General features: G+C 62.7%; 20 protein-coding genes and 1 tRNA gene. 5 read left to right on the top strand and 16 right to left on the bottom strand.

All coding sequences use genetic code 11. From position 1 onward, the window contains the following. Positions 1–154: 154 nt before the first annotated feature. Genes BSY238_RS00085 through BSY238_RS00100 form a run of 4 tightly spaced genes read left to right on the top strand, consistent with a single transcriptional unit; the run spans position 155 to position 3,004 of the window. A complete protein-coding gene (locus BSY238_RS00085; protein ID WP_069037351.1) occupies positions 155–544 on the top strand; it encodes an Mth938-like domain-containing protein in 390 nt (129 codons plus the stop codon). A 31-nt stretch (positions 545–575) separates the two neighbouring features. Continuing rightward, positions 576–1,028, top strand: a complete 453-nt coding sequence (locus tag BSY238_RS00090) for a peroxiredoxin (RefSeq protein WP_069037352.1) — start codon at positions 576–578, stop codon at positions 1,026–1,028. A gap of 31 nt (positions 1,029–1,059) precedes the next feature. After that, positions 1,060–2,514, top strand: a complete 1,455-nt coding sequence (locus BSY238_RS00095) for a PhoH family protein (RefSeq protein WP_069037353.1) — start codon at positions 1,060–1,062, stop codon at positions 2,512–2,514. A 34-nt stretch (positions 2,515–2,548) separates the two neighbouring features. Further along, positions 2,549–3,004: a MarR family winged helix-turn-helix transcriptional regulator gene (locus tag BSY238_RS00100; protein ID WP_069037354.1), complete on the top strand. Its 456-nt coding sequence runs from the start codon at positions 2,549–2,551 to the stop codon at positions 3,002–3,004. Between the two features lie 24 nt (positions 3,005–3,028). Here BSY238_RS00100 and BSY238_RS00105 read toward each other — a convergent pair whose 3' ends face one another. The 8 genes from BSY238_RS00105 to rnr form a co-directional block, all read right to left on the bottom strand. Then, entirely contained in the window at positions 3,029–4,138 is a 1,110-nt protein-coding gene (locus BSY238_RS00105) for a DUF748 domain-containing protein (RefSeq protein WP_069037355.1), read from the bottom strand. A gap of 7 nt (positions 4,139–4,145) precedes the next feature. Beyond that, entirely contained in the window at positions 4,146–5,561 is a 1,416-nt protein-coding gene (dnaB, locus tag BSY238_RS00110) for a replicative DNA helicase (protein WP_069037356.1), read from the bottom strand. 208 nt (positions 5,562–5,769) lie between these two features. Continuing rightward, complete coding sequence (gene rplI / locus BSY238_RS00115) at positions 5,770–6,204, bottom strand: 50S ribosomal protein L9 (protein WP_083224101.1); 435 nt, start codon at positions 6,202–6,204, stop codon at positions 5,770–5,772. A 29-nt stretch (positions 6,205–6,233) separates the two neighbouring features. After that, positions 6,234–6,506, bottom strand: a complete 273-nt coding sequence (gene rpsR, locus BSY238_RS00120) for a 30S ribosomal protein S18 (protein WP_069040341.1) — start codon at positions 6,504–6,506, stop codon at positions 6,234–6,236. A 33-nt stretch (positions 6,507–6,539) separates the two neighbouring features. Further along, positions 6,540–6,893, bottom strand: a complete 354-nt coding sequence (priB, locus tag BSY238_RS00125; RefSeq protein WP_223300209.1) for a primosomal replication protein N — start codon at positions 6,891–6,893, stop codon at positions 6,540–6,542. Beyond that, entirely contained in the window at positions 6,890–7,291 is a 402-nt protein-coding gene (gene rpsF / locus BSY238_RS00130; protein ID WP_069037358.1) for a 30S ribosomal protein S6, read from the bottom strand. The genes priB and rpsF overlap by 4 nt, the downstream gene beginning before the upstream one ends. 119 nt (positions 7,292–7,410) lie before the next feature. Next, entirely contained in the window at positions 7,411–8,166 is a 756-nt protein-coding gene (rlmB, locus tag BSY238_RS00135; protein ID WP_069037359.1) for a 23S rRNA (guanosine(2251)-2'-O)-methyltransferase RlmB, read from the bottom strand. Next, positions 8,163–10,886, bottom strand: a complete 2,724-nt coding sequence (gene rnr, locus BSY238_RS00140; protein WP_069037360.1) for a ribonuclease R — start codon at positions 10,884–10,886, stop codon at positions 8,163–8,165. The genes rlmB and rnr overlap by 4 nt, the downstream gene beginning before the upstream one ends. Before the next feature lie 33 nt (positions 10,887–10,919). On the opposite strand from rnr, the gene BSY238_RS00145 reads away from it, so the two are divergent. Further along, positions 10,920–11,004: transfer RNA gene (locus BSY238_RS00145), tRNA-Leu, on the top strand. A gap of 149 nt (positions 11,005–11,153) precedes the next feature. Here BSY238_RS00145 and BSY238_RS00150 read toward each other — a convergent pair. The 8 genes from BSY238_RS00150 to der all read right to left on the bottom strand — a co-directional run bounded on the left by BSY238_RS00150 (position 11,154) and on the right by der (position 19,003). After that, the gene (locus BSY238_RS00150; RefSeq protein ID WP_069037361.1) at positions 11,154–12,446 is read right to left on the bottom strand and encodes an adenylosuccinate synthase; all 1,293 of its coding nucleotides are present in this window, start codon (positions 12,444–12,446) and stop codon (positions 11,154–11,156) included. 3 nt (positions 12,447–12,449) lie between these two features. Further along, positions 12,450–13,622: an ATP phosphoribosyltransferase regulatory subunit gene (locus BSY238_RS00155; protein WP_069037362.1), complete on the bottom strand. Its 1,173-nt coding sequence runs from the start codon at positions 13,620–13,622 to the stop codon at positions 12,450–12,452. Further along, positions 13,622–13,807 (bottom strand): DUF2065 domain-containing protein, encoded by a 186-nt coding sequence (locus BSY238_RS00160; RefSeq protein ID WP_069037363.1) that lies wholly within the window; start codon positions 13,805–13,807, stop codon positions 13,622–13,624. The genes BSY238_RS00155 and BSY238_RS00160 overlap by 1 nt, the downstream gene beginning before the upstream one ends. 107 nt (positions 13,808–13,914) lie before the next feature. Then, on the bottom strand, positions 13,915–14,796 hold the full coding sequence (gene hflC, locus BSY238_RS00165) for a protease modulator HflC (RefSeq protein ID WP_069037364.1): 882 nt from the start codon (positions 14,794–14,796) through the stop codon (positions 13,915–13,917). Beyond that, entirely contained in the window at positions 14,796–16,013 is a 1,218-nt protein-coding gene (gene hflK / locus BSY238_RS00170) for an FtsH protease activity modulator HflK (RefSeq protein ID WP_069040343.1), read from the bottom strand. The genes hflC and hflK overlap by 1 nt, the downstream gene beginning before the upstream one ends. Further along, positions 16,000–17,298 (bottom strand): GTPase HflX, encoded by a 1,299-nt coding sequence (gene hflX / locus BSY238_RS00175; protein ID WP_069037365.1) that lies wholly within the window; start codon positions 17,296–17,298, stop codon positions 16,000–16,002. Before hflX ends, hflK begins: the two co-directional genes overlap by 14 nt. A 36-nt stretch (positions 17,299–17,334) precedes the next feature. After that, positions 17,335–17,574 (bottom strand): RNA chaperone Hfq, encoded by a 240-nt coding sequence (hfq, locus tag BSY238_RS00180; protein WP_069037366.1) that lies wholly within the window; start codon positions 17,572–17,574, stop codon positions 17,335–17,337. Positions 17,575–17,674: 100 nt separating this feature from the next. Then, entirely contained in the window at positions 17,675–19,003 is a 1,329-nt protein-coding gene (gene der, locus BSY238_RS00185; RefSeq protein WP_069037367.1) for a ribosome biogenesis GTPase Der, read from the bottom strand. Positions 19,004–19,012: the final 9 nt, after the last annotated feature.

Consider the following 19,012-nt stretch of genomic DNA (forward strand, 5'->3'; position numbering starts at 1 on the left):
GCGATGAGCGGCAGTCACCGGGATGATTGCCGTCGCGCGGACTTCATTGTCCGCTTGCGAAAAAAGATATGATTGTATGCGAGGCCGCAAGGCAGGGCAAAAGCCGGTTGCCGGCAGCGCTCAAAGACCACTGGATTCCCCCGACCGAACCACCGTGAAGCTGCATCAGAACCCGCGCCCGACCACCTACCTCGTCACCGGATTCGGCGATGGCTATCTGCAGATCGGCGATCGCCAGCTGACGCGCACAGTGGTGCTGGGTCCCGGATTGCTGCGCGAGGACTGGGGCGCCGGCAGCATCGACCAGCTCAGTGCCGCCGACTTTGCGCAGCTGACCGCGCTCGATGCGCAGATTCTGCTGCTCGGCACCGGTCCCACGCAGCAATTCCCCCACCCTTCGCTGCTGCGTCCGCTGATCGATGCAGGCATCGGCGTCGAAGTCATGGACACACTGGCGGCTGCGCGCACCTACAACATACTGGTTGCGGAAGGCCGCGCGGTGGCCGCAGCGCTCATCCTGCCGGAGGCGGCGCCGTCAGCGTGATCCCAACACCATTCAAGGAGAGACGGCTCACATGAGCACCAACCCGATCGACGATTTCACGCTGGCCTCAACCTCGGGACAGGATTTCAATCTGACTGCAGCGGGCAAGCCGCTGGTGATCTACTTCTATCCGAAGGACAGCACACCGGGTTGCACCACCGAAAGCGCAGCCTTTCGCGACCTCTATCCACAGTTCATTGGCGCGGGTTGCGGCGTGATCGGCATTTCGCGCGACAGCATCAAATCGCACCAGAATTTCAAGGCCAAGCTTGAGCTTCCGTTCGAATTGATTTCCGACCCGGATGAAACCGCCTGCGCGCTGTTCGACGTGATGAAGATGAAGAACATGTACGGCAAACAGGTGCGCGGCGTGGAGCGGAGCACTTTCGTCATCGGCACGGGCAACCTCATCCTGCGCGAATGGCGCGGCGTGAAAGTGCCGGGCCACGCAGACGAAGTGCTCGACTTCGTCAAGACACTCTGAAACCCGGCGCAACCGACACAGAAAAGATCCAATGGCCACCCGACGCCCCGCTGCAGCACCCGCACCGCGCACCCGCAAGTCCGCCCCGGCCACCAAGCTCTTCATCCTCGACACCAACGTGCTGATGCACGACCCGACCAGCCTGTTCCGCTTCGAGGAGCACGACATCTTCGTGCCGATCATGACGCTGGAAGAGCTGGACAACAACAAGAAGGGCATGACCGAGGTCGCGCGAAACGCGCGTCAGGCCAGTCGATTGCTGGACGAAATCGTCAGCGGCGCGGAAGACCGCATCGCTCTCGGCATTCCGCTGGCGGCGGCGTCGAGCGACCTGGCGAGCGGCCACCTGCTGCTGCAGACCGAAGCGATCGACGGCTTGCTGCCGGCCGGTCTGCCCACCGCCAAGGCAGACAACCAGATCATCGCGGTCGTGATGCATCTGTCGCAGCGCCACCCGGCGCGGCAGGTCATCCTGGTGTCGAAGGACATCAACATGCGCATCAAGGCCCGCGCGCTCGGGCTGCATGCGCAGGACTACTTCAACGACAAGGTGCTCGAAGACACCGACATGCTCTACACCGGCACGCGTGAGTTGCCGGAGAAGTTCTGGGATGAGCACGGCGGCAACCTTGAATCGTGGAAGGAAAACGGCCGCACGCTGTACCGGGTCAAGGGCCCGTTGTGCCCCGATCTGCTGATCAACGAATTCGTGTACCGGGAAGCGGGTGCCAAGCAGGACAAGCCCTTCCATGCTGCAGTGCGGGAACGCAGCGGCAAGACCGCCGTGCTGGAAACGCTGGTCGACTACGGGCACCACAAAAATTCGGTCTGGGGCATTCTGGCGCGCAATCGCGAGCAGAACTTCGCGCTGAACCTGCTGATGAATCCGGACATCGATTTCGTCACCCTGCTCGGCCAGGCCGGCACCGGCAAAACGCTGCTGACGCTGGCGGCCGGACTGACCCAGGTGCTGGAGAGCAAGCTCTACAGCGAAATCATCATGACGCGCGTCACCGTGCCGGTCGGCGAAGACATCGGCTTCCTGCCGGGCACCGAAGAAGAAAAGATGACGCCGTGGATGGGTGCGCTCGAAGACAACCTCGACGTCCTGAACAAGACCGACGACCCGAATGCGTCCGGTGAGTGGGGCCGCGCCGCCACGCTCGACCTTATCCGCAGCAGGATCAAGGTCAAGTCGCTCAATTTCATGCGCGGGCGCACCTTCCTGAACAAGTTCCTGATCATCGACGAGGCGCAGAACCTGACGCCCAAGCAGATGAAAACGCTGATCACCCGCGCCGGCCCCGGCACCAAGGTGATCTGCCTGGGCAATATTGCGCAGATCGATACGCCTTACCTGACTGAAGGAAGCTCAGGTTTGACCTATGTCGTTGACCGTTTCAAGGGCTGGCCGCACAGTGGCCATGTGACCTTGCAGCGCGGCGAGCGCTCGCGCCTTGCCGATCATGCAGCCGAAGTGCTGTGAGTGCCATGTGTGAAGTGATGAAGGAGCCGCAACCATGATTGATCCGATGCTTCTTGACCAGCAGCTGTGCTTCGCCCTCTATGCAGCGACGCATGCCATCACCCGTTGTTACTCGCCCGGCCTGAAGGCGCTCGGCCTGACCTACCCGCAGTATCTGGTGATGCTGGTGCTGTGGCAGGAAGACGCGCTGACGCTGAAGGCGCTTGCCGAACGTCTGGACCTCGATTCGCCGACGCTGACACCGCTGCTCAAGCGACTTGAAGGCGCCGGCTACATCACGCGGGCGCGCAGCCGGATCGACGAGCGGGCGCTGGAAATCCGGCTGACCGATGCTGGACGCGCACTGCGAGAACAGGCACGGCCAGTGCATGCCGGGGTGGCCGAACAGTCCGGCCTGCCGCCGGACGTGTTTGCCCGGATGCGCACAGAACTGCACATGCTGAGCGCGCACCTGAAGCAGCATGATCAGGCGGCGCACGGCGCCGGCTGATCAGCCGCCACTTCAAGCCGCCATTCAGTCGCCGAACAGCTTGCCTACGGCGTCTCCGACGCCTTTCACGACCGAACTGCCGGCGCTGCCTACCCCGCGCACCAGACCGCCAAGACTGACGCCGACCGATTCGGCGACGGCGCCGGTGACGCGGGTGGCGAATCCTTCGTTCAGCGAGAACGATGGATCATCAATGCGCCCTTCCAGTGTGAAGTCGACGCTGATGCGCTCGTCCCTGTCCTTCATCAATCCGACCACGGCCGCCCGCGGCAAGCCCATGAACGAGCCGCCGGAGGCAAGCTCCAGCCCTTTCAGCGTCAGCGTGCCGGGCGCCTTGAGGCGCTGGTCGACGACGACCGGCCGGATGTCCAGATCCATCGTGCCGCGCTTGACGCCGGTTTCCGCAGCACGGATCAGGTAGGGCTGGAAGGCCACCAGATCGACGCCACGCAGTGACAGCTCCAGCCGTGCATCCCGAGTCGCGGGCACTACTTCGCCCTGCAGCGTCAGGCGGCCATCCTGCCGCACACCTTTTACGACGCCCTCCACCTTGAGCGTGCTGGCGGTATCCAGTGCAGGAAGATCGACCGGCCCGATCTCTGCATTCAATGCCTGGAGCGTCAGCCGATGCGGTGTCCTGCGCACGCTGGCATCGTAGAAATCGAGCGCGGCATCGCGCAATTCGATGTGCGATACATGAACCGGAACGGACGTTTGGGGCGATGCATCCTGAACGCCTTCCTGAACAGGCGATTTCTCGAGCAGCGCGGGCAGCAGCCGCAGCGCGCCGTCACGCGTGCGGAGCATGGACAGATAGGCGCCATCGACCGTGATGCGCTCGATGCGCACGCGCGCCGACAGCAGGTCGCGCAGCTGCGGACGCACTTCGACACGCCGCGCACGCAACTCGTCATCGGTTGGCCATCCCTGCTTTCCATCGCGCTCGGCGCGGATGCGCACCTCGTGCAGCACGACTGATCCGAAGCCGACATCGATCTTCCCGACCTCGCCGCGCGGCCCCAGCGCCGCTTCGATTTGATGGCGCAGCAGAAGGGGCGCAAGCAGGAAGGCACCGAGCACCACCACGCCGGCCAGCAGCACGAGCAGAATGGCGCGACGCAGTCCGGAACTCATGCGCGCGTCAGTAGGAACCCGGCCGCGCCGCGTTGACGAAGCGGGTGTGTTCGCCTTGGAAGCCGAGCGTAACCGTGCCGGTCGGGCCGTTGCGGTGCTTGCCGATGATGATTTCGGCCAGCCCCTTGTCCTGTGTGTCCGGGTTGTAGACCTCGTCCCGGTAGATGAACATGATGATGTCCGCGTCCTGTTCGATGGCGCCCGATTCGCGCAGGTCGCTCATCACCGGGCGCTTGTTGGGTCGCTGTTCCAGTGCGCGGTTCAGCTGCGACAGCGCGATGATGGGCACATGCAGTTCCTTGGCCAGCGACTTGATGGAACGGGAAATTTCGGAAATTTCCGCGGTCCGGTTTTCGCCGTCGCGCGTGCCTGACATCAGCTGCAGGTAATCGACCACGATCAGGCCGAGCTTGCCGCATTGCCGGTACAGCCGCCGCGCGCGGGCGCGCAGGTCGGTCGGATTGATGCCGCCCGTCTCGTCGATGTGGATGGGCGCTTCATGCAGCTTGCCCAGCGCCATCGTCAATCGGCCCCAGTCATCGTCGGTCAGCCGTCCGGTGCGCAGACGGCTCTGATCGATCTTGGCAACCGACGACACGAAGCGCATTGCCAGCTGGGTGCCAGGCATTTCGAGTGAAAAGATGGCCACTGGCAGACCGATGTCGACGGCGATGTGCTCGGCGATATTCAGTGCGAACGAGGTTTTGCCCATGGCCGGGCGTCCGGCGACGATGATCATGTCGCCCGGCTGCAGGCCGGCCGTCTTCGCGTCGAGATCGATGTACCCGGTGGGGACACCGGTGACGTCGGACGGATCGTCGCGGTCGTACAGTTCCTGGATGCGGTTTACGACCTGAACCAGCAGCGGCTGGATGGCGACGAAGCCCGAGCCGCTGCTGGCACCGGCTTCCGCAATCTCGAAAATCTTCGATTCCGCCTCGTCGAGCAAGGTTTTCGCATCGCGCCCGCGGGGCGACAGCGCACTCGCTGCGATTTCATCGCCGACGCTGACCAGCTTGCGCAGGATGGCGCGCTCGCGGACGATTTCCGCGTAACGGCGGATATTCGCTGCGGACGGCGTGTTGTTGGCGATCTCGCCGAGATAGGCCAAACCGCCGGTCTGCTGCCCCTCGTCCGACTTTTCGATCGATTCATACACCGTGACGACGTCGGCCGGCTTGCCCTGCTCGATCAGTTTTGCGATGTGGCGGAAAATGCGGCGATGGTCATCGCGGTAGAAATCGGATTCGCCGACCTGGTCACCGACACGGTCCCAAGTGCTGTTGTCGAGCAACAGCCCGCCGATCAGCGATTGTTCGGCTTCGATCGAATGCGGCGGCAGCTTCAGGGCAGCGATCTGTCTGTCCTGCGAAGCCTGCGCCGCCTGCGCGTCGGGGTTACCTGCGTTGCGCACGATGCTCATTGTGTTGTTTTCATTTCCTGGAAGCGGTGCCGTCAATCCGGCAATCTAGTCCCGCCGGGCGAGCGGCACAACGGCACAAGCTGTGGATAAGCTGTGGGCAGCGACGTGGATATTCTGGAAGCACGTCTGGAAGCCGTATCGCAAAACAAAAAAGCCACCCGAGGGTGGCTTTCCTGCTGCGATCCGGCCAGCTGGCCGGAAGTGACGATCAGCTTTCGCCGACCACTGCCACCGTCACATTGACCAGCACATCCGAATGCAGCGCGATTTCGAACTGGTTTTCACCGGTCGTCTTCAGCGGACCGTCGGGCATGCGCACCATCGACTTGTCGACCGGAAAGGACTGGGCGACCAGTGCCTCGGCGATGTCTGACGTCGACACGGAGCCGAACAGGCGACCATCGACACCGGCTTTGCGCACGACCTGAACGGTCACGCCTTCCATCTTTTCGGCGACTGCCTTGGCGCTCGCCAGACGTTCGGCGGCTGCCTTTTCCAGTTCGGCGCGACGTGTTTCGAACACCGCCAGATTTTCCGGTGTCACGCGCTTGGCGCGGCCGGTCGGAATCAGGAAATTGCGGGCGTAACCGTCACGCACCTTCACCACATCGCCCAGATCGCCGAGCTTGGCCACTTTATCCATCAGGATGACTTGCATGGTCGTCTCCTCGCTTACTGGTGCAGGTCAGTGAAAGGCATCAGCGCAAGGAAGCGGGCGCGCTTGATGGCCGTGGACAGCTGGCGCTGATAGCCGGCACGGGTGCCGGTCAGTCGGGCCGGCATGATCTTGCCGTTCTCGGAGATGAAATCCTTCAGGATTTCAACGTCCTTGTAATCGATCTCTTCGATCTTCTCGGCGCTGAAGCGGCAGAACTTGCGGCGCTTGAACATGCTGCGCGATCCGCGGTCGTCCTTCTTCTTTGCGTTTTTCGGTCTGAAAGCCATGGTGGTTCCTTCCATTTTTGCGACGGTTCGCGGTCAGCGTTCCGTCACGAATTCGATGCTGTTCATGTGCATGACTGCCTGCCTGCTTCGTGCGCTGCGGGCAGCCATGAATCCCTGTGCGATCAACGCGGTTCCGAGCGGTGCAGCGGCGAGCAAACCGGCCTGGTCTCCGAGCAGCACGAAGTCGGTTTCAAGCCTGACTTCGCGCAGCACGCCGTTTTCGATCTGCTGCGAGTGGTGTTCGAGACATCCCCGCAGGATCGGCACGCCAGCCGGTGTGTGCCTCAGCGCATCACGTTCGATCAGGGTGGCGTGCAACGTGAAACTGTTGATTGCCTGACCGGACGGATTCGCCTTGCGCTCCGTATCCGTTCCGCCGTCGATCAAGCGGCCGGCTGTTCGGCGACCGGTTCGGCTTCCGCAGCCGGTGCCGAGTCAGCGGACGGAGCCAGCAGCGAGCGCGACTTCTCTTCCTTCATCATCGGCGAAGGCGTCACGACGGCCTTGCGCATCTTGATCGTCAGATGGCGCAACACCGCATCGTTGAATTTGAAGGCGTGCTCGAGTTCGGCCAGCGTTTCGTTGTCGCACTCGATGTTCATCAGCACGTAGTGCGCCTTGTGCACCTTCTGGATCGGGTAGGCCAGCTGGCGGCGCCCCCAGTCTTCCAGACGATGGATGCTGCCGCTGCGGCCGGTCACCAGCGTGCGGTAGCGCTCGACCATTGCGGGCACCTGCTCGCTCTGGTCCGGATGGACGATGAAAACCACTTCGTAATGTCGCATGTAATCTCCTTGCGGTTTTTGCCAGCCTGCCCTGCGGCAGACCTGGCGGTTAAGCCTCCCGGCATGCGAATCCGGTGAGGCAAGGTAAGCCAAACATTATAGCCCGGAAAATTAAGACCTTACAAGCCAGTCCGGGCGCTGCGCTGGCGTCTGGCCTCGAACAGGCAGATGCCGCTGGCCACCGATACATTCAGGCTTTCGACGGTGCCGTGCATCGGAATCATCGCCAGCACGTCGGCGGTTTCGCGCGTCAGCCGACGCAGGCCATCGCCTTCCGCGCCGAGTACCCAGGCGACGGCGCCCGACTGGTCGACGGCATACATCGACTGCGTCGCCTCGCCGGCTGCGCCGATGGTCAGAATGTCGCGTTCCTTCATTTCGCGCAGGCTGCGCGCGAGGTTGGTGACCGTCACATAGGGCACGGTATCCGCCGCGCCACTGGCCACCTTGATCGCCGTGGCGTTCAGGCCGACCGCGCGGTCGCGCGGTGCGATCACGGCATGGGCGCCGGCCGCATCGGCCACACGCAGGCAGGCGCCGAGATTATGGGGATCCTGGATGCCGTCGAGCACCAGCAGCAGCGGCGGCTCCGACAACGCATCGAGCACGTCGTCCAGCGAGCGATAGGGAATCTGCGCCAGCACGCGCGCCACCACCCCCTGATGGCGGGCTGCACCACCTGCCAGCCCGTCAAGCCGCGCTGGATCGGTCTGCACCAGCTTCACACCGGCCGCTTCGGCAGCGCGGACGAGGTCGCGCATGCGGCCGTCGGTCCGTGCCGTCGAAACGAACACTTCCTTCACACTGTCCGCGGCGTGACGGATTTTCGCCGTCACCGCGTGGAAGCCGAAGATGTAACGCGTGTCGCCACTCATTTCCGGCCACCGCGCTTCGGTGCGGCCGACTCAGGCGGGGTCTCTTTCGTCCCGCCGCCGTTTGCTGCGGCCGGCTTCGATGATTTGGCGGGCGACTTCGAAAGCAACAAGGCGGCTGGCTTGCCGGCAGATTTCGCAGTCGGCTTCGTGGCCTGCGACTTTGTGGCCTTTGCCTTCGCGGGCTCTGGTTTTGCAGTCTTGGGCTTCGCAGCCTTTTTCGCGCCGCTTTTGGCTGGCTTGGCCGGTGCGTCGGGCGCTGCCTTCGATCCGGCTTTCGGTTTCTTGCCGACGGATGGCTTGTCCGGGACCGCGTACGGGGACGAAGCGGCCGCGGACGCCTGGGCCGCCTTCCTGGCTGCTCGACCCCGACCGGTCTTCACCGCCTTCGGCGGCGGCGCGGGCTCGACCGGTTCGACCGCGACCCGCTTGCGCGACGAGGGGCCGGTCGGCGCGGCTTTCGGCGTCAGCGATGCGCGCGGCACGCGACCGAAGTCCTCGCCGCCGCCCGCCAGCCTGAACTCGATGCGGGTGTTGTCCAGATCCACCCGCACGACCTGAATGCGCACCCGGTCGGCGAGGCGATACATGCGACCGCTGCGCTCACCGACCAGACGGTGCTTGCCCTCTTCGTAGTGGAAGTAATCGGCGCCCAGTTCGGAAATGTGCACCAGCCCTTCGATGAAAACATTGTCGAGCGCGACGAACAGGCCGAACGGCACCACGGCCGACACGCTGCCTTCGAACTCTTCGCCGACGCGGTCCTGCATGAAATAGCACTTGAGCCAGTTCTGAACATCGCGGCTGGCTTCGTCGGCACGACGCTCTGTGGTTGAGCAGTGCAGGCCGATATCCGACCAGTCACCCGGCTCGTAACGCTTCTTCGCCAGCGCCGCCTTGATCGCACGATGCACCAGCAGGTCGGGATAACGGCGGATCGGCGAAGTGAAGTGGGTGTAGGCCTCGTAGGCGAGACCGAAGTGACCCACGTTGTCGGGGCTGTACACCGCCTGACGGAGCGAACGCAGCATCACTGTCTGCAGCAGCTGGCGGTCCGGGCGGTCGCCGATCTGCGTCAGCAGTGCGGCGTAGTCCTTTGCGTGCGGCTTGTCGCCGCCACCCAGCTGAAACCCGAATTCGCCGAGGAAGGCGCGCAGCTTCTGCAACCGGTCCTCGCTCGGTCCTTCGTGCACGCGGTACAGCGTCGGCTGCTTGCTGTCTTCGAGAAAGCGCGATGCGCAAACGTTGGCCGCGAGCATGCATTCCTCGATCAGCCGATGCGCATCATTGCGGGCGTAAGGCACGATGCGGTCGATCTTGCCCTCGTCGTTGAACAGCATCAGCGTTTCGACGGTTTCGAAGTCGATTGCGCCGCGCTTGGCGCGCGCCTTCTCGAACACGCTGAACACCGCATCAAGCGCTTCGAGTCGCGGCAGCAACGGCTTCAGGCGCTCGCGTGTCGCGGGGTCCTTGTCGTAGATCGCCGCCGCCACTTCGGTGTAGGTCAGTCGTGCCCTTGAATTCATCACGGCGGCGTAGAAGCTGTAATGCTGGATGGCACCGGTGGCCGACACGTCCATGTCGCACACCATGCACAGGCGGTCGACTTCGGGGTTCAGCGAGCACAGGCCGTTCGACAGCTTCTCCGGCAGCATCGGGATGACGCGGCGCGGGAAATACACCGAATTGCCGCGTTCGAAGGCATCGATGTCGAGCGGCGCGTCCGGCTTCACGTAGTGACTGACATCGGCGATGGCGACGATCAGGCGAAAGCCCTTGCCCTGCCGTTCAGCGTAGACCGCGTCGTCGAAGTCGCGCGCGGTCTCACCGTCGATGGTGACCAGCGGCAGCCCCCGCAGGTCTTCGCGCTTGCCGATGTCTTCCGGTCGCACTTCCTCGGGCAGGCGCTTTGCTGCCGCCAGTGCCTTGGCGGAAAATTCGTGCGGCATGTCGTGCTTGCGCAGCGCGATTTCGATCTCCATGCCGGAGTCGCCGAAATTGCCCAGTATCTCGACCACGCGCCCGATCGGCGGCGTGTAGCGGGTCGGCTGTTCGATCAGTTCGACTTCCACCACGCTGCCTGCAGCAGCCTTCAGTGCCCGCTTCCCCTTTTCGGGCGCAGCCAGCACGATCTGCTGGCGGATGCGGCGATTCTCGGCAATGCAGAACTGCACGCCATGCTCTTCCACGACGCGGGCGACCAGGCGGGTATTGCCTCGCTCGGTAACCTCAACCACCCTGCCCTCACGCCGGCCGCGCCGATCGAGCCCGGTCACCCGCACCAGCACACGGTCACCGTGCAGCACGCTGCGCATTTCCTGCGCGCTGAGGAAGATATCGCCCTTGTCCCCCTTTTCGCCTTTCTTGTCCTTGCCGTCACCGGTGATGACGAAGCCGAACCCGTCCGGGTGGCCTTCGACTCGACCCGCGACGAGGTCCGCCTTGTCGGGAATGATGTAGGCATCGCGCCGGTTGCGCATCAACTGCGCTTCGCGTTCCATCGCGCTCAGGCGGCGTACGAAGTGCTCGCGCTCCTCCGGCTGGATGTCGAGTGTCTGCACAAGCTCGTCGGCGCTCATCGGCATGCCGGCTTCTTCGAGTGTCTGCACGATGTACTCGCGGCTCGGCAGCGGATTGTCGTAGCGGGTCGACTCGCGTTCGAAGAACGGGTCGGCGCGACGGATCTTGCTGGGTGAATTCTTCTTCTCTGTTTCTCTTGACAACGTAAATGCTTTCTTTAGAATGCGCAGCCTCTTGCCCAGGTGGCGAAATTGGTAGACGCGCTAGTTTCAGGTACTAGTGCCGCAAGGTGTGGAGGTTCGAGTCCTCTCCTGGGCACCAAGAAGCAAGGACGAAAGCCGACAGCGATGTCGGCTTTTTTCTTTTGTGCTCCGCCTTCGTTCTGTCGCCCTTCCTGACCGCACTGTTCACTTTGTTCATTATGAACCGCAGGGCCCTGACGGGCATGCGGTCCATGGTCCCGCCATCGCTCACTCGAACGGATGGCGCAGCAGAATGGTTTCGGTACGGTCAGGACCGGTGGAAATCATGTCGACCGGTACGCCGCAGATTTCCTCGATGCGCTTCAGGTAACTGCGGGCATTCGCCGGCAGTTCATCGAGCGCCTTGATACCGAAGGTCGTGTCCTTCCAGCCCGGCAGCGTTTCATACACCGGCTCGCAGCGCGACAGCTCCTCTGCACCGACCGGCAGGATGTCCGACAGTTCTCCGTCGATGCGGTAGCCGGTACATACCTTCAGCTCCTCGACGCCATCCAGCACGTCAAGCTTGGTCACGCACAGGCCGGAAATTCCATTGATCTGGATCGAACGCTTCAGCGCGGCGGCATCGAACCAGCCGCAGCGACGCGGGCGACCCGTGGTGGCCCCGAACTCGTTGCCCTTGGTGGCCAGATGGCGTCCGGTGTCATCGAACAGTTCGGTCGGGAACGGTCCGCCGCCGACGCGCGTCGTGTAGGCCTTGGTGATGCCGAGCACGTAGTGCAGCATCGTCGGACCGACGCCAGCACCCGCTGCAGCGGCACCCGCCACGCAGTTGCTCGACGTGACGAAGGGATAGGTACCATGGTCGATATCGAGCAGCGTGCCTTGTGCACCCTCGAACAGCAGGTTGGAACCCGCCTTGTTCGCTTCGTACAGTGCGCGCGGCACGTCGGCCACCAGCTTTTCGATACGAGGCGCCAGCGCGAGCGCACCGTCAAGCGTTTCCTGGAAGTCGACCTTGGGTGCGCCGAAGTACTGCGTCAGCACGAAGTTGTGATAGTCGAGTATCTCGGCCAGCTTGGCTGCAAAGCGCGTCGGACGCAGCAGGTCCTGCAGGCGCAACGCACGGCGCGCCACCTTGTCCTCGTAGGCCGGGCCGATACCGCGGCCGGTGGTACCGATCTTGTTCTCGCCCTTGGCCGTCTCGCGCGCACGATCAAGTGCCTGGTGATAGGGCAGGATCAGCGGACAGGCCTCGGATATGCGCAGGCGCGCCGCAACATCGACACCGGCGGCTTCCAGTTCGTCCATCTCGGACAACAGCGCCTCCGGTGAGAGCACGACACCATTGCCGATATAGCAAGCGACGCCTTCGCGCAGCACGCCGCTCGGAATCAGGTGCAAAACGGTTTTCTTGCCGCCGATCACCAGCGTGTGGCCGGCGTTGTGACCGCCCTGGAAGCGCACCACACCCTGTACCGAGTCGGTCAGCCAGTCGACGACCTTGCCCTTGCCCTCGTCGCCCCACTGACTGCCGACGACCACTACATTCTTTGCCATGCTCTAAACCTTTCTATCGAGCGACACGATCTGCCACTCACCTTCGACGAATTCCAATTGGCGGTCACATGCAAGTTCGGCGACATCGGCCGAATGACCCGGCAGGTCGATCACCACGATTTCGCCAGCGTCGCGCAGTGCGCGAACCCGCTGCATCAGCACGACATCATGGCCATGCGGCGCACGGATGCCCTGCCGCCGTTCGAGTTGCGGCGCCTGCCGCGCCAACTGTCGCAGATCCAGGCTGAACCCGGTCGCAGGACGCGCACGGCCGAAACTTCGGCCCACCTCATCGTAGCGCCCGCCAAGCGCGATCGCCTGCGCCTGACCGGCACAGTATGCGGCGAACGTGATTCCGCTGTGGTAGTGATAGCCGCGCAGGTCTGCCAGGTCGAAACCGAGCACATCAGTATCGACCGACGCACCTACGCGCTCAAGCTCGGCCAGTGCGGTCGAAATTTCCGGATAATCCGGCAGCGCAGCGCGCGCGCGCGCGAGCGTATCGGCCTTCCCGTACAGATCGGGCAGCGCAAGGAAAGCAGCCTTGAGCGTGGCAGGCTCATCCACCAGCAGTTGTCGAAGGGATGGCATGTCCTTCGCCTGAAGCGCTGCAAACAAGTCCTGCAGTCCGTCATCGCTGCGCAGCTGAGGTGACTCCAGGCGGTCGGCCAGCGCCCGAAAAATGCCGACATGGCCAAAATCGATGCGTGCCAGCGCAACCTGAGCAATATCGAGCGCCCCGAGCAGCAAGGTCACTACCTCGACATCGGCCTCTATTCCTGCGTGGCCGTAAAGTTCCGCACCAAGCTGTATCGGCTCCCGCGTGGCATTGAATCCGGACGGCAGTGCATGGACGACCGGGCCGCAGTAGCACAGGCGGACGACGCCGTTGCGGTTCAGCAGATGGGAATCGATGCGCGCGACCTGGGGCGTGATGTCGGCGCGCAGCCCCATCGTCCGGCCCGACAGCTGATCGACCAGTTTGAAGGTGCGCAGATCCATGTCGCGCCCGCTGCCGGTCAACAATGACTCGATGTATTCGACCAGCGGCGGGACGACGAGCTCGTAGCCTTGGGTCAGGCACTCATCGAGCAGGCGCCGACGCAGGTTTTCGACCTGGCGTGCCTCGTCGGGCAGCAGGTCTTCGATCGATTCGGGCAATAACCAGCGACGCATCACTTGAACAGCGCAATCAGCGCAATACCGATAATCATTGAGGTCAGACCGACGAAACGAAGCTGGCCGTCGGCCAGCTCGGTCGCTCTGCGAAAGGTTTCACGCCACAGGCGCGGCGCCACGAAAGGCAGAACGCCCTCGATGACGAGCATCAAACCCAAGGCGATGAGCAGAATTGAATCCATCATGAAAAAAGCACAGCCCGCATTGCGGGCTGGTGACTTTTCATTCCGTACGGCGAATAAATAACCGGTCTACTATACAGCAGCTCGGACACCAAGGGGTCCGACGCCTATTTCACGGGCTGCCTGCCGCTGTTGTTGAGGTAGCGGAAGAAGTCGGATGTCGGCTCGACCACCATCAGGTCGCTTTTGTTGCGGAAGCTCTTCTGGTACGCGTCCATGCTGCGGTAGAAGGCGTAGAACTCCGGATTGGCGCCGAAGGCATCTGAATAGATGGCCGCCGCCTGCGCATCGCCGTCACCCTTGACCTTCTGCGCTTCGCGATAGGCTTCCGCGACGATGATTTCACGCTGGCGGTCGGCGTCGGCACGGATCTTCTCCGCTTCAGCCGAACCCAGCGAACGCAACTCGTTGGCAACCCGCTTGCGCTCCGCTTCCATCCGGCGATACACCGATTCCGACACTTCGGTCGGCAGATCGACGCGCTTCAGCCGTACATCGACGATTTCCACACCGATCTTGACCGCGTCGACATTGGCCTTGCTGCGCATGTCTTCCATGATCCTTTCGCGCTCGCCCGATACGACCTCATTGACCGTGCGACGCCCGAACTCTTCGCGCAGACCGGCGTTCACCGTCTGCAGCAGACGCGTTTCCGCGAGCCGCTCGTTGCCGCCGACCGAAATGTAGTACTGCTTGACGTCGGTGATGCGCCACTTGATGAACAGATCGACCAGCACATTCTTCTTTTCCGACGTGATGTAGCGCTCGGGGTCAGCGCTGTCGAGTGTCAGGATGCGGCGGTCGAACAGACGCACGTTCTGCACCAGCGGCCACTTGAAGTGCAGGCCGGGCTGCTCGATCACGGTGCGGACCTCACCGAGCTGGAACACGATGGCGTACTGGCGTTGATCGACCGTAAACAGCGAACTGGACAGCACGATCAGCGCAACGATGATTCCGCCGAAGAACAGAGGTAGCTTTTCGCGCATCAACGCTCTCCCCGCTCACGTGCGCGAAGGGCATCGCGCGATCGCATGTCGGCCGCTGCAGCGTCACCGGACATCGAAGGAAGCGTCGTCGATTCGTTGCTGCGACTGCCCGCCGCGACGTCGACCGCAGCGGCGCCTGCCTGTTGCATCAGCTTGTCGAGCGGGAGATACAGCAGGTTATTGCCGCCCTTCGCGTCGAGCAGCACCTTGCTCGTATTCATCATGACCTGTTGCACCGTGTCTATGTACATACGCTGGCGCGTGACTTCGGGCGCTTTCACGTATTCGGCAAGAATCTGCTTGAAGCGACTGGCATCGCCCTGCGAAGTCGCGATGATCCGTTCCTTGTAGCCGTTGGCCTCTTCTAGCAGTCGCGATGCAGTACCGCGCGCCTTCGGAATGACGTCATTGGCGTAAGCCTGACCTTCGTTCTTCTGCCGTTCCAGATCCTGCCCGGCCTTGACGGCGTCGTCGAAAGCGGCCTGCACCTGTTCGGGCGGCTGGGCGTTCTGCAGCGTCAGGCGGCTGATCTGGATGCCGGTCTGATAGCGGTCGAGTATCTGCTGCATGATGCGCTGCGCGTCGACTGCAATCTGTTCCCGTCCTTCATAGAGAACAAAGTCCATCTTGCTCTTGCCGACTACCTCCCGCATCGCCGTTTCAGCGGCATGTACAACCGACTCTTCGGGCAGGCGGTTCTGAAACAGGTACGCCACAGGATCCTTCAGGATGTACTGCACCGCGAACTGAATGTTGATGATGTTCTCGTCGTCGGTGAGCATCAGTGCTTCCTTGAGCACCTTGTTGCGTTCCGCACCGCGATAACCCACTTCGACCGTACGCACGCCGGTCAGATTGACCAGCTCGTGCGAGTCGATCGGATACGGCAGGCGCCACTGCAGTCCCGGGTCGGTCGTCTCGACAAGCTTGCCGAAACGCAGCACGACGCCGCGCTGGCTTGCATCAACGATGTAAAGACCGCTGGCCAGCCAGACGATGACGATCAGGCCGAGAACCACGCCGATGCCACTGCCGAACTGACGCGGTGTCACCGGCGGACGGCTTTCGCCACCGCCATTGTTCGACTTGCCGCCGAAAAGACCGGCCAGACGCTTGTTGAAATCGCGCCACAGGTCTTCCAGATCGGGAGGTCCCTGGTTGCCGCCTTTGTTGCCATTGCCGCCCTGATTGCCCCAGCGGGGGTCATTCAGCGACATCAAGATCGCATTCAGCACGTTCGGATTGGACAGGTAAGGATGAAAGTTGAGGGGAGCGCTTGTCGTCTTCCGTGGAAGACATGTCACCGCTCTCTGCTGAGCTGATCACTCGGAGTGCGGAATTCGTCCGCGGTTCCAGATTCAGCCCTCTGGGATCGTCATTTGGCTGCACCCGCTGCGCGGCGGCAATCTTTTCAGCCTGCAATCGCGCCGCGATGACTGACCGCAAATCGGCCAAACCCGCTCCGGTGCGAGCACTCACGCGTACTTTGCAAATGTTATCACAGCCAGCCGGATCGGCTCCCGGCTGCAGCGCAGGCATCAGGTCTACCTTGTTCAGCACCCGTATCTGCGGCACCGCATCGGCCCCGATTTCGGCCAGCACACGATCGACCGCCGCGATCTGCGCATCGCGATCCGGCGCAGACGAGTCGATGACGTGCAGCAGCAGGTCTGCGCCGGCCGTTTCTTCAAGCGTCGCGTGAAACGCGGCAACCAGTGTGTGCGGCAGGTCGCGAATGAAGCCGACCGTGTCCGACAGCACCACTTGCCCGAACTCGCCGAGATAGAGCTGGCGGGAAGTCGTGTCCAGCGTGGCGAACAACTGATCGGCGGCGTAGCTGCCCGCTTTCGTCAGCGCGTTGAACAGCGTGGACTTGCCTGCGTTCGTATAGCCGACGAGCGCAACCACAGGCGTGGCCTGCCGCTCGCGCGACTTTCGACGCACGCCGCGCTGGCGCTCGACCTTTTCGAGCCGCTCCTTCAGCGCCTTCACCCGGTGGCCGAGCAGGCGACGGTCGGTTTCAAGCTGCGTTTCACCCGGCCCACGCAAGCCGATGCCGCCCTTCTGCCGCTCCAGGTGGGTCCAGCCGCGCACCAGACGGGTCGACAAGTGTTCGAGCTGGGCCAGTTCGACCTGCAGCTTGCCCTCATGGCTGCGCGCGCGCAGCGCGAAGATATCGAGAATGAGTGCATTGCGATCAATGACGCGTCGCGATAGCGCCCGCTCGAGATTGCGCTGCTGGCTGGCCGACAGCTCGTGGTTGAACAGGACGATGTCCGCTTCGTTGGCATTGGCGAGGTCGAGAATCTCGGCCACCTTGCCCTTGCCGGCGAAGGTGGCCGGATCGGGAGCCTGCCGCTTGCCACCCGCGCGAGCGACCGGCACCGCGCCCGCACTCAGTGCGAGCAGCGTGAATTCGTCCAGTCGGTCTTCGTAGTCGCCTTTGCCAAGGTCAAGCTGGACGATGACAGCACGCTCGCCGGTTTCCGGCCGCTCAATCATGTGGACAAAGTACCTGCCGGTGACCGTTTTTGCCGGTCAAGCGCTGTCGCCCTGGTCGTGCTGGATATTCACCGGACGCGCCGGCACGACGGTCGAAATTGCGTGCTTGTAGACCATCTGCGTCACCGTGTTCTTGAGCAGTACAACGTACTGGTCGAACGACTCGATCTGACCCTGGAGCTTGATGCCATTAACAAGGTAGATCGCGACCGGCACGTGCTCACGGCGCAGGGTGTTGAGGAAGGGGTCTTGTAGCATTTGCCCTTTGTTGCTCATGTGGACACCTCTTGTTTATTTGAAATAGGACTCTACTGGATTTTTTGATGCACCGCAGCTTCAGACCCCGGGCCACGCATTTTGATCCCCGATTGCGCCATCATTTCTTCGATGCGACGAACGGATTGTGCGCGGTGCGGAATTCAACCCTCAGCGGGGTGCCCTGAAGCCGGAATATTTCCAGAAAATAGTGTTCGAGATAGCGCCGGTAACTTTCGGCAATATGTTCGAGTGCAGCGCCGTGGATGACGATGATCGGCGGATTCATTCCGCCTTGGTGGGCATAGCGCATCTTGGGCCTGAACAGGCCGTGTTTCGGGGGCGACTGTTTTTCGACTGCCGCCTGCAGCGCGCGCGTCAGCCTTGGTGTGGGCAGTTTGGTCATCGCGGCTGCGTAGGCGGCGTCCACCGCGCCAAAGAGGCCGCTCACGCCCAATCCCTCGAGCGCCGAAATGTACAGGTGGCGAGCGAACCCCAGAAAACCCAGCTTGCGTGCGATTTCACGCTTGAAGATTTCGCGCCGGTAACTGTCCACGGCGTCCCACTTGTTGACGGCCAGCACCAGGGCACGGCCGCTCTCGACGATGAAACCACCGATATGGGCGTCCTGATCGGACACTTCCTGCGTCGCATCGAGTACCAGCACACAGACATTCGCCTGCTCGATCGCCTGCACCGTCTTGATGACCGAAAACTTCTCGATCGTTTCGAATACCCGGCCCTTGCGGCGCAGCCCCGCCGTATCGATCAGCGTGTAGCGCTTGCCATTGCGTTCGAAAGGGATGCTGATCGCGTCGCGCGTCGTACCGGCCTGATCGAAGGCGATCACACGCTCTTCGCCCAGCAGCGCATTGATCAGCGTCGATTTCCCGACGTTCGGGCGACCGGCCACGGCAATCTTCGGTACGCGATCATCCGGCTCCGCTTCGTCGTCGTCGGCAAACCCGCTCAGGCAATGATCAAGCAGGCTGCGAACGCCTTCGCCGTGGGCGGAGGAAATCACGTGCAGCTCACCCAGCCCGAGCTCGTGGAACTCGGCCGCGACGATTTCCTGCCGCATGCCTTCTGCCTTGTTCACCGCAACGACCAGAGGTTTGCCGACCCGGCGCAGACGGGCCGCGATTTCCCGGTCGTGCGCGGTCAGTCCGGCACGACCATCGACCAGGAAAATCAGTACATCCGCTTCGGCAATCGCCTGTTCGGCCTGCGCTGCCATTTCGACCATGATGCCGTCGCGTGCTGTCGGCTCGAAACCACCGGTATCCACTACGAGAAACGGCCGGTCGCCGAGGCGCCCGTTGCCGTAATGACGGTCGCGCGTCAGACCGGGAAAATCGGCGACGAGTGCGTCTCGGGTTTTGGTCAGCCGATTGAACAGCGTCGACTTGCCGACGTTGGGGCGACCTACGAGTACCAGGACGGGTTTCAAGCTATTTCC

The organism is Methyloversatilis sp. RAC08 (assembly GCF_001713355.1).
Taxonomy (GTDB): Bacteria; Pseudomonadota; Gammaproteobacteria; order Burkholderiales; family Rhodocyclaceae; genus Methyloversatilis.

Excerpts from the sequence above, each read along its gene's own strand:
- BSY238_RS00150 (WP_069037361.1), bottom strand. The coding sequence starts at position 12,446 with ATGGCAAAGAATGTAGTGGTCGTCGGCAGTCAGTGGGGCGACGAGGGC.
- rpsR (WP_069040341.1), bottom strand. The coding sequence starts at position 6,506 with ATGGCTTTCAGACCGAAAAACGCAAAGAAGAAGGACGACCGCGGATCG.
- rpsF (WP_069037358.1), bottom strand. The coding sequence starts at position 7,291 with ATGCGACATTACGAAGTGGTTTTCATCGTCCATCCGGACCAGAGCGAG.
- BSY238_RS00155 (WP_069037362.1), bottom strand. The coding sequence starts at position 13,622 with ATGCGTCGCTGGTTATTGCCCGAATCGATCGAAGACCTGCTGCCCGAC.
- dnaB (WP_069037356.1), bottom strand. The coding sequence starts at position 5,561 with ATGAGCATCGTGCGCAACGCAGGTAACCCCGACGCGCAGGCGGCGCAG.
- BSY238_RS00160 (WP_069037363.1), bottom strand. The coding sequence starts at position 13,807 with ATGGATTCAATTCTGCTCATCGCCTTGGGTTTGATGCTCGTCATCGAG.
- BSY238_RS00105 (WP_069037355.1), bottom strand. The coding sequence starts at position 4,138 with ATGAGTTCCGGACTGCGTCGCGCCATTCTGCTCGTGCTGCTGGCCGGC.
- hflC (WP_069037364.1), bottom strand. The coding sequence starts at position 14,796 with ATGCGCGAAAAGCTACCTCTGTTCTTCGGCGGAATCATCGTTGCGCTG.
- BSY238_RS00090 (WP_069037352.1), top strand. The coding sequence starts at position 576 with ATGAGCACCAACCCGATCGACGATTTCACGCTGGCCTCAACCTCGGGA.
- BSY238_RS00095 (WP_069037353.1), top strand. The coding sequence starts at position 1,060 with ATGGCCACCCGACGCCCCGCTGCAGCACCCGCACCGCGCACCCGCAAG.
- hflX (WP_069037365.1), bottom strand. The coding sequence starts at position 17,298 with ATGATTGAGCGGCCGGAAACCGGCGAGCGTGCTGTCATCGTCCAGCTT.
- rplI (WP_083224101.1), bottom strand. The coding sequence starts at position 6,204 with ATGGATAAAGTGGCCAAGCTCGGCGATCTGGGCGATGTGGTGAAGGTG.
- hflK (WP_069040343.1), bottom strand. The coding sequence starts at position 16,013 with ATGTCGCTGAATGACCCCCGCTGGGGCAATCAGGGCGGCAATGGCAAC.
- hfq (WP_069037366.1), bottom strand. The coding sequence starts at position 17,574 with ATGAGCAACAAAGGGCAAATGCTACAAGACCCCTTCCTCAACACCCTG.
- BSY238_RS00100 (WP_069037354.1), top strand. The coding sequence starts at position 2,549 with ATGATTGATCCGATGCTTCTTGACCAGCAGCTGTGCTTCGCCCTCTAT.
- rlmB (WP_069037359.1), bottom strand. The coding sequence starts at position 8,166 with ATGAGTGGCGACACGCGTTACATCTTCGGCTTCCACGCGGTGACGGCG.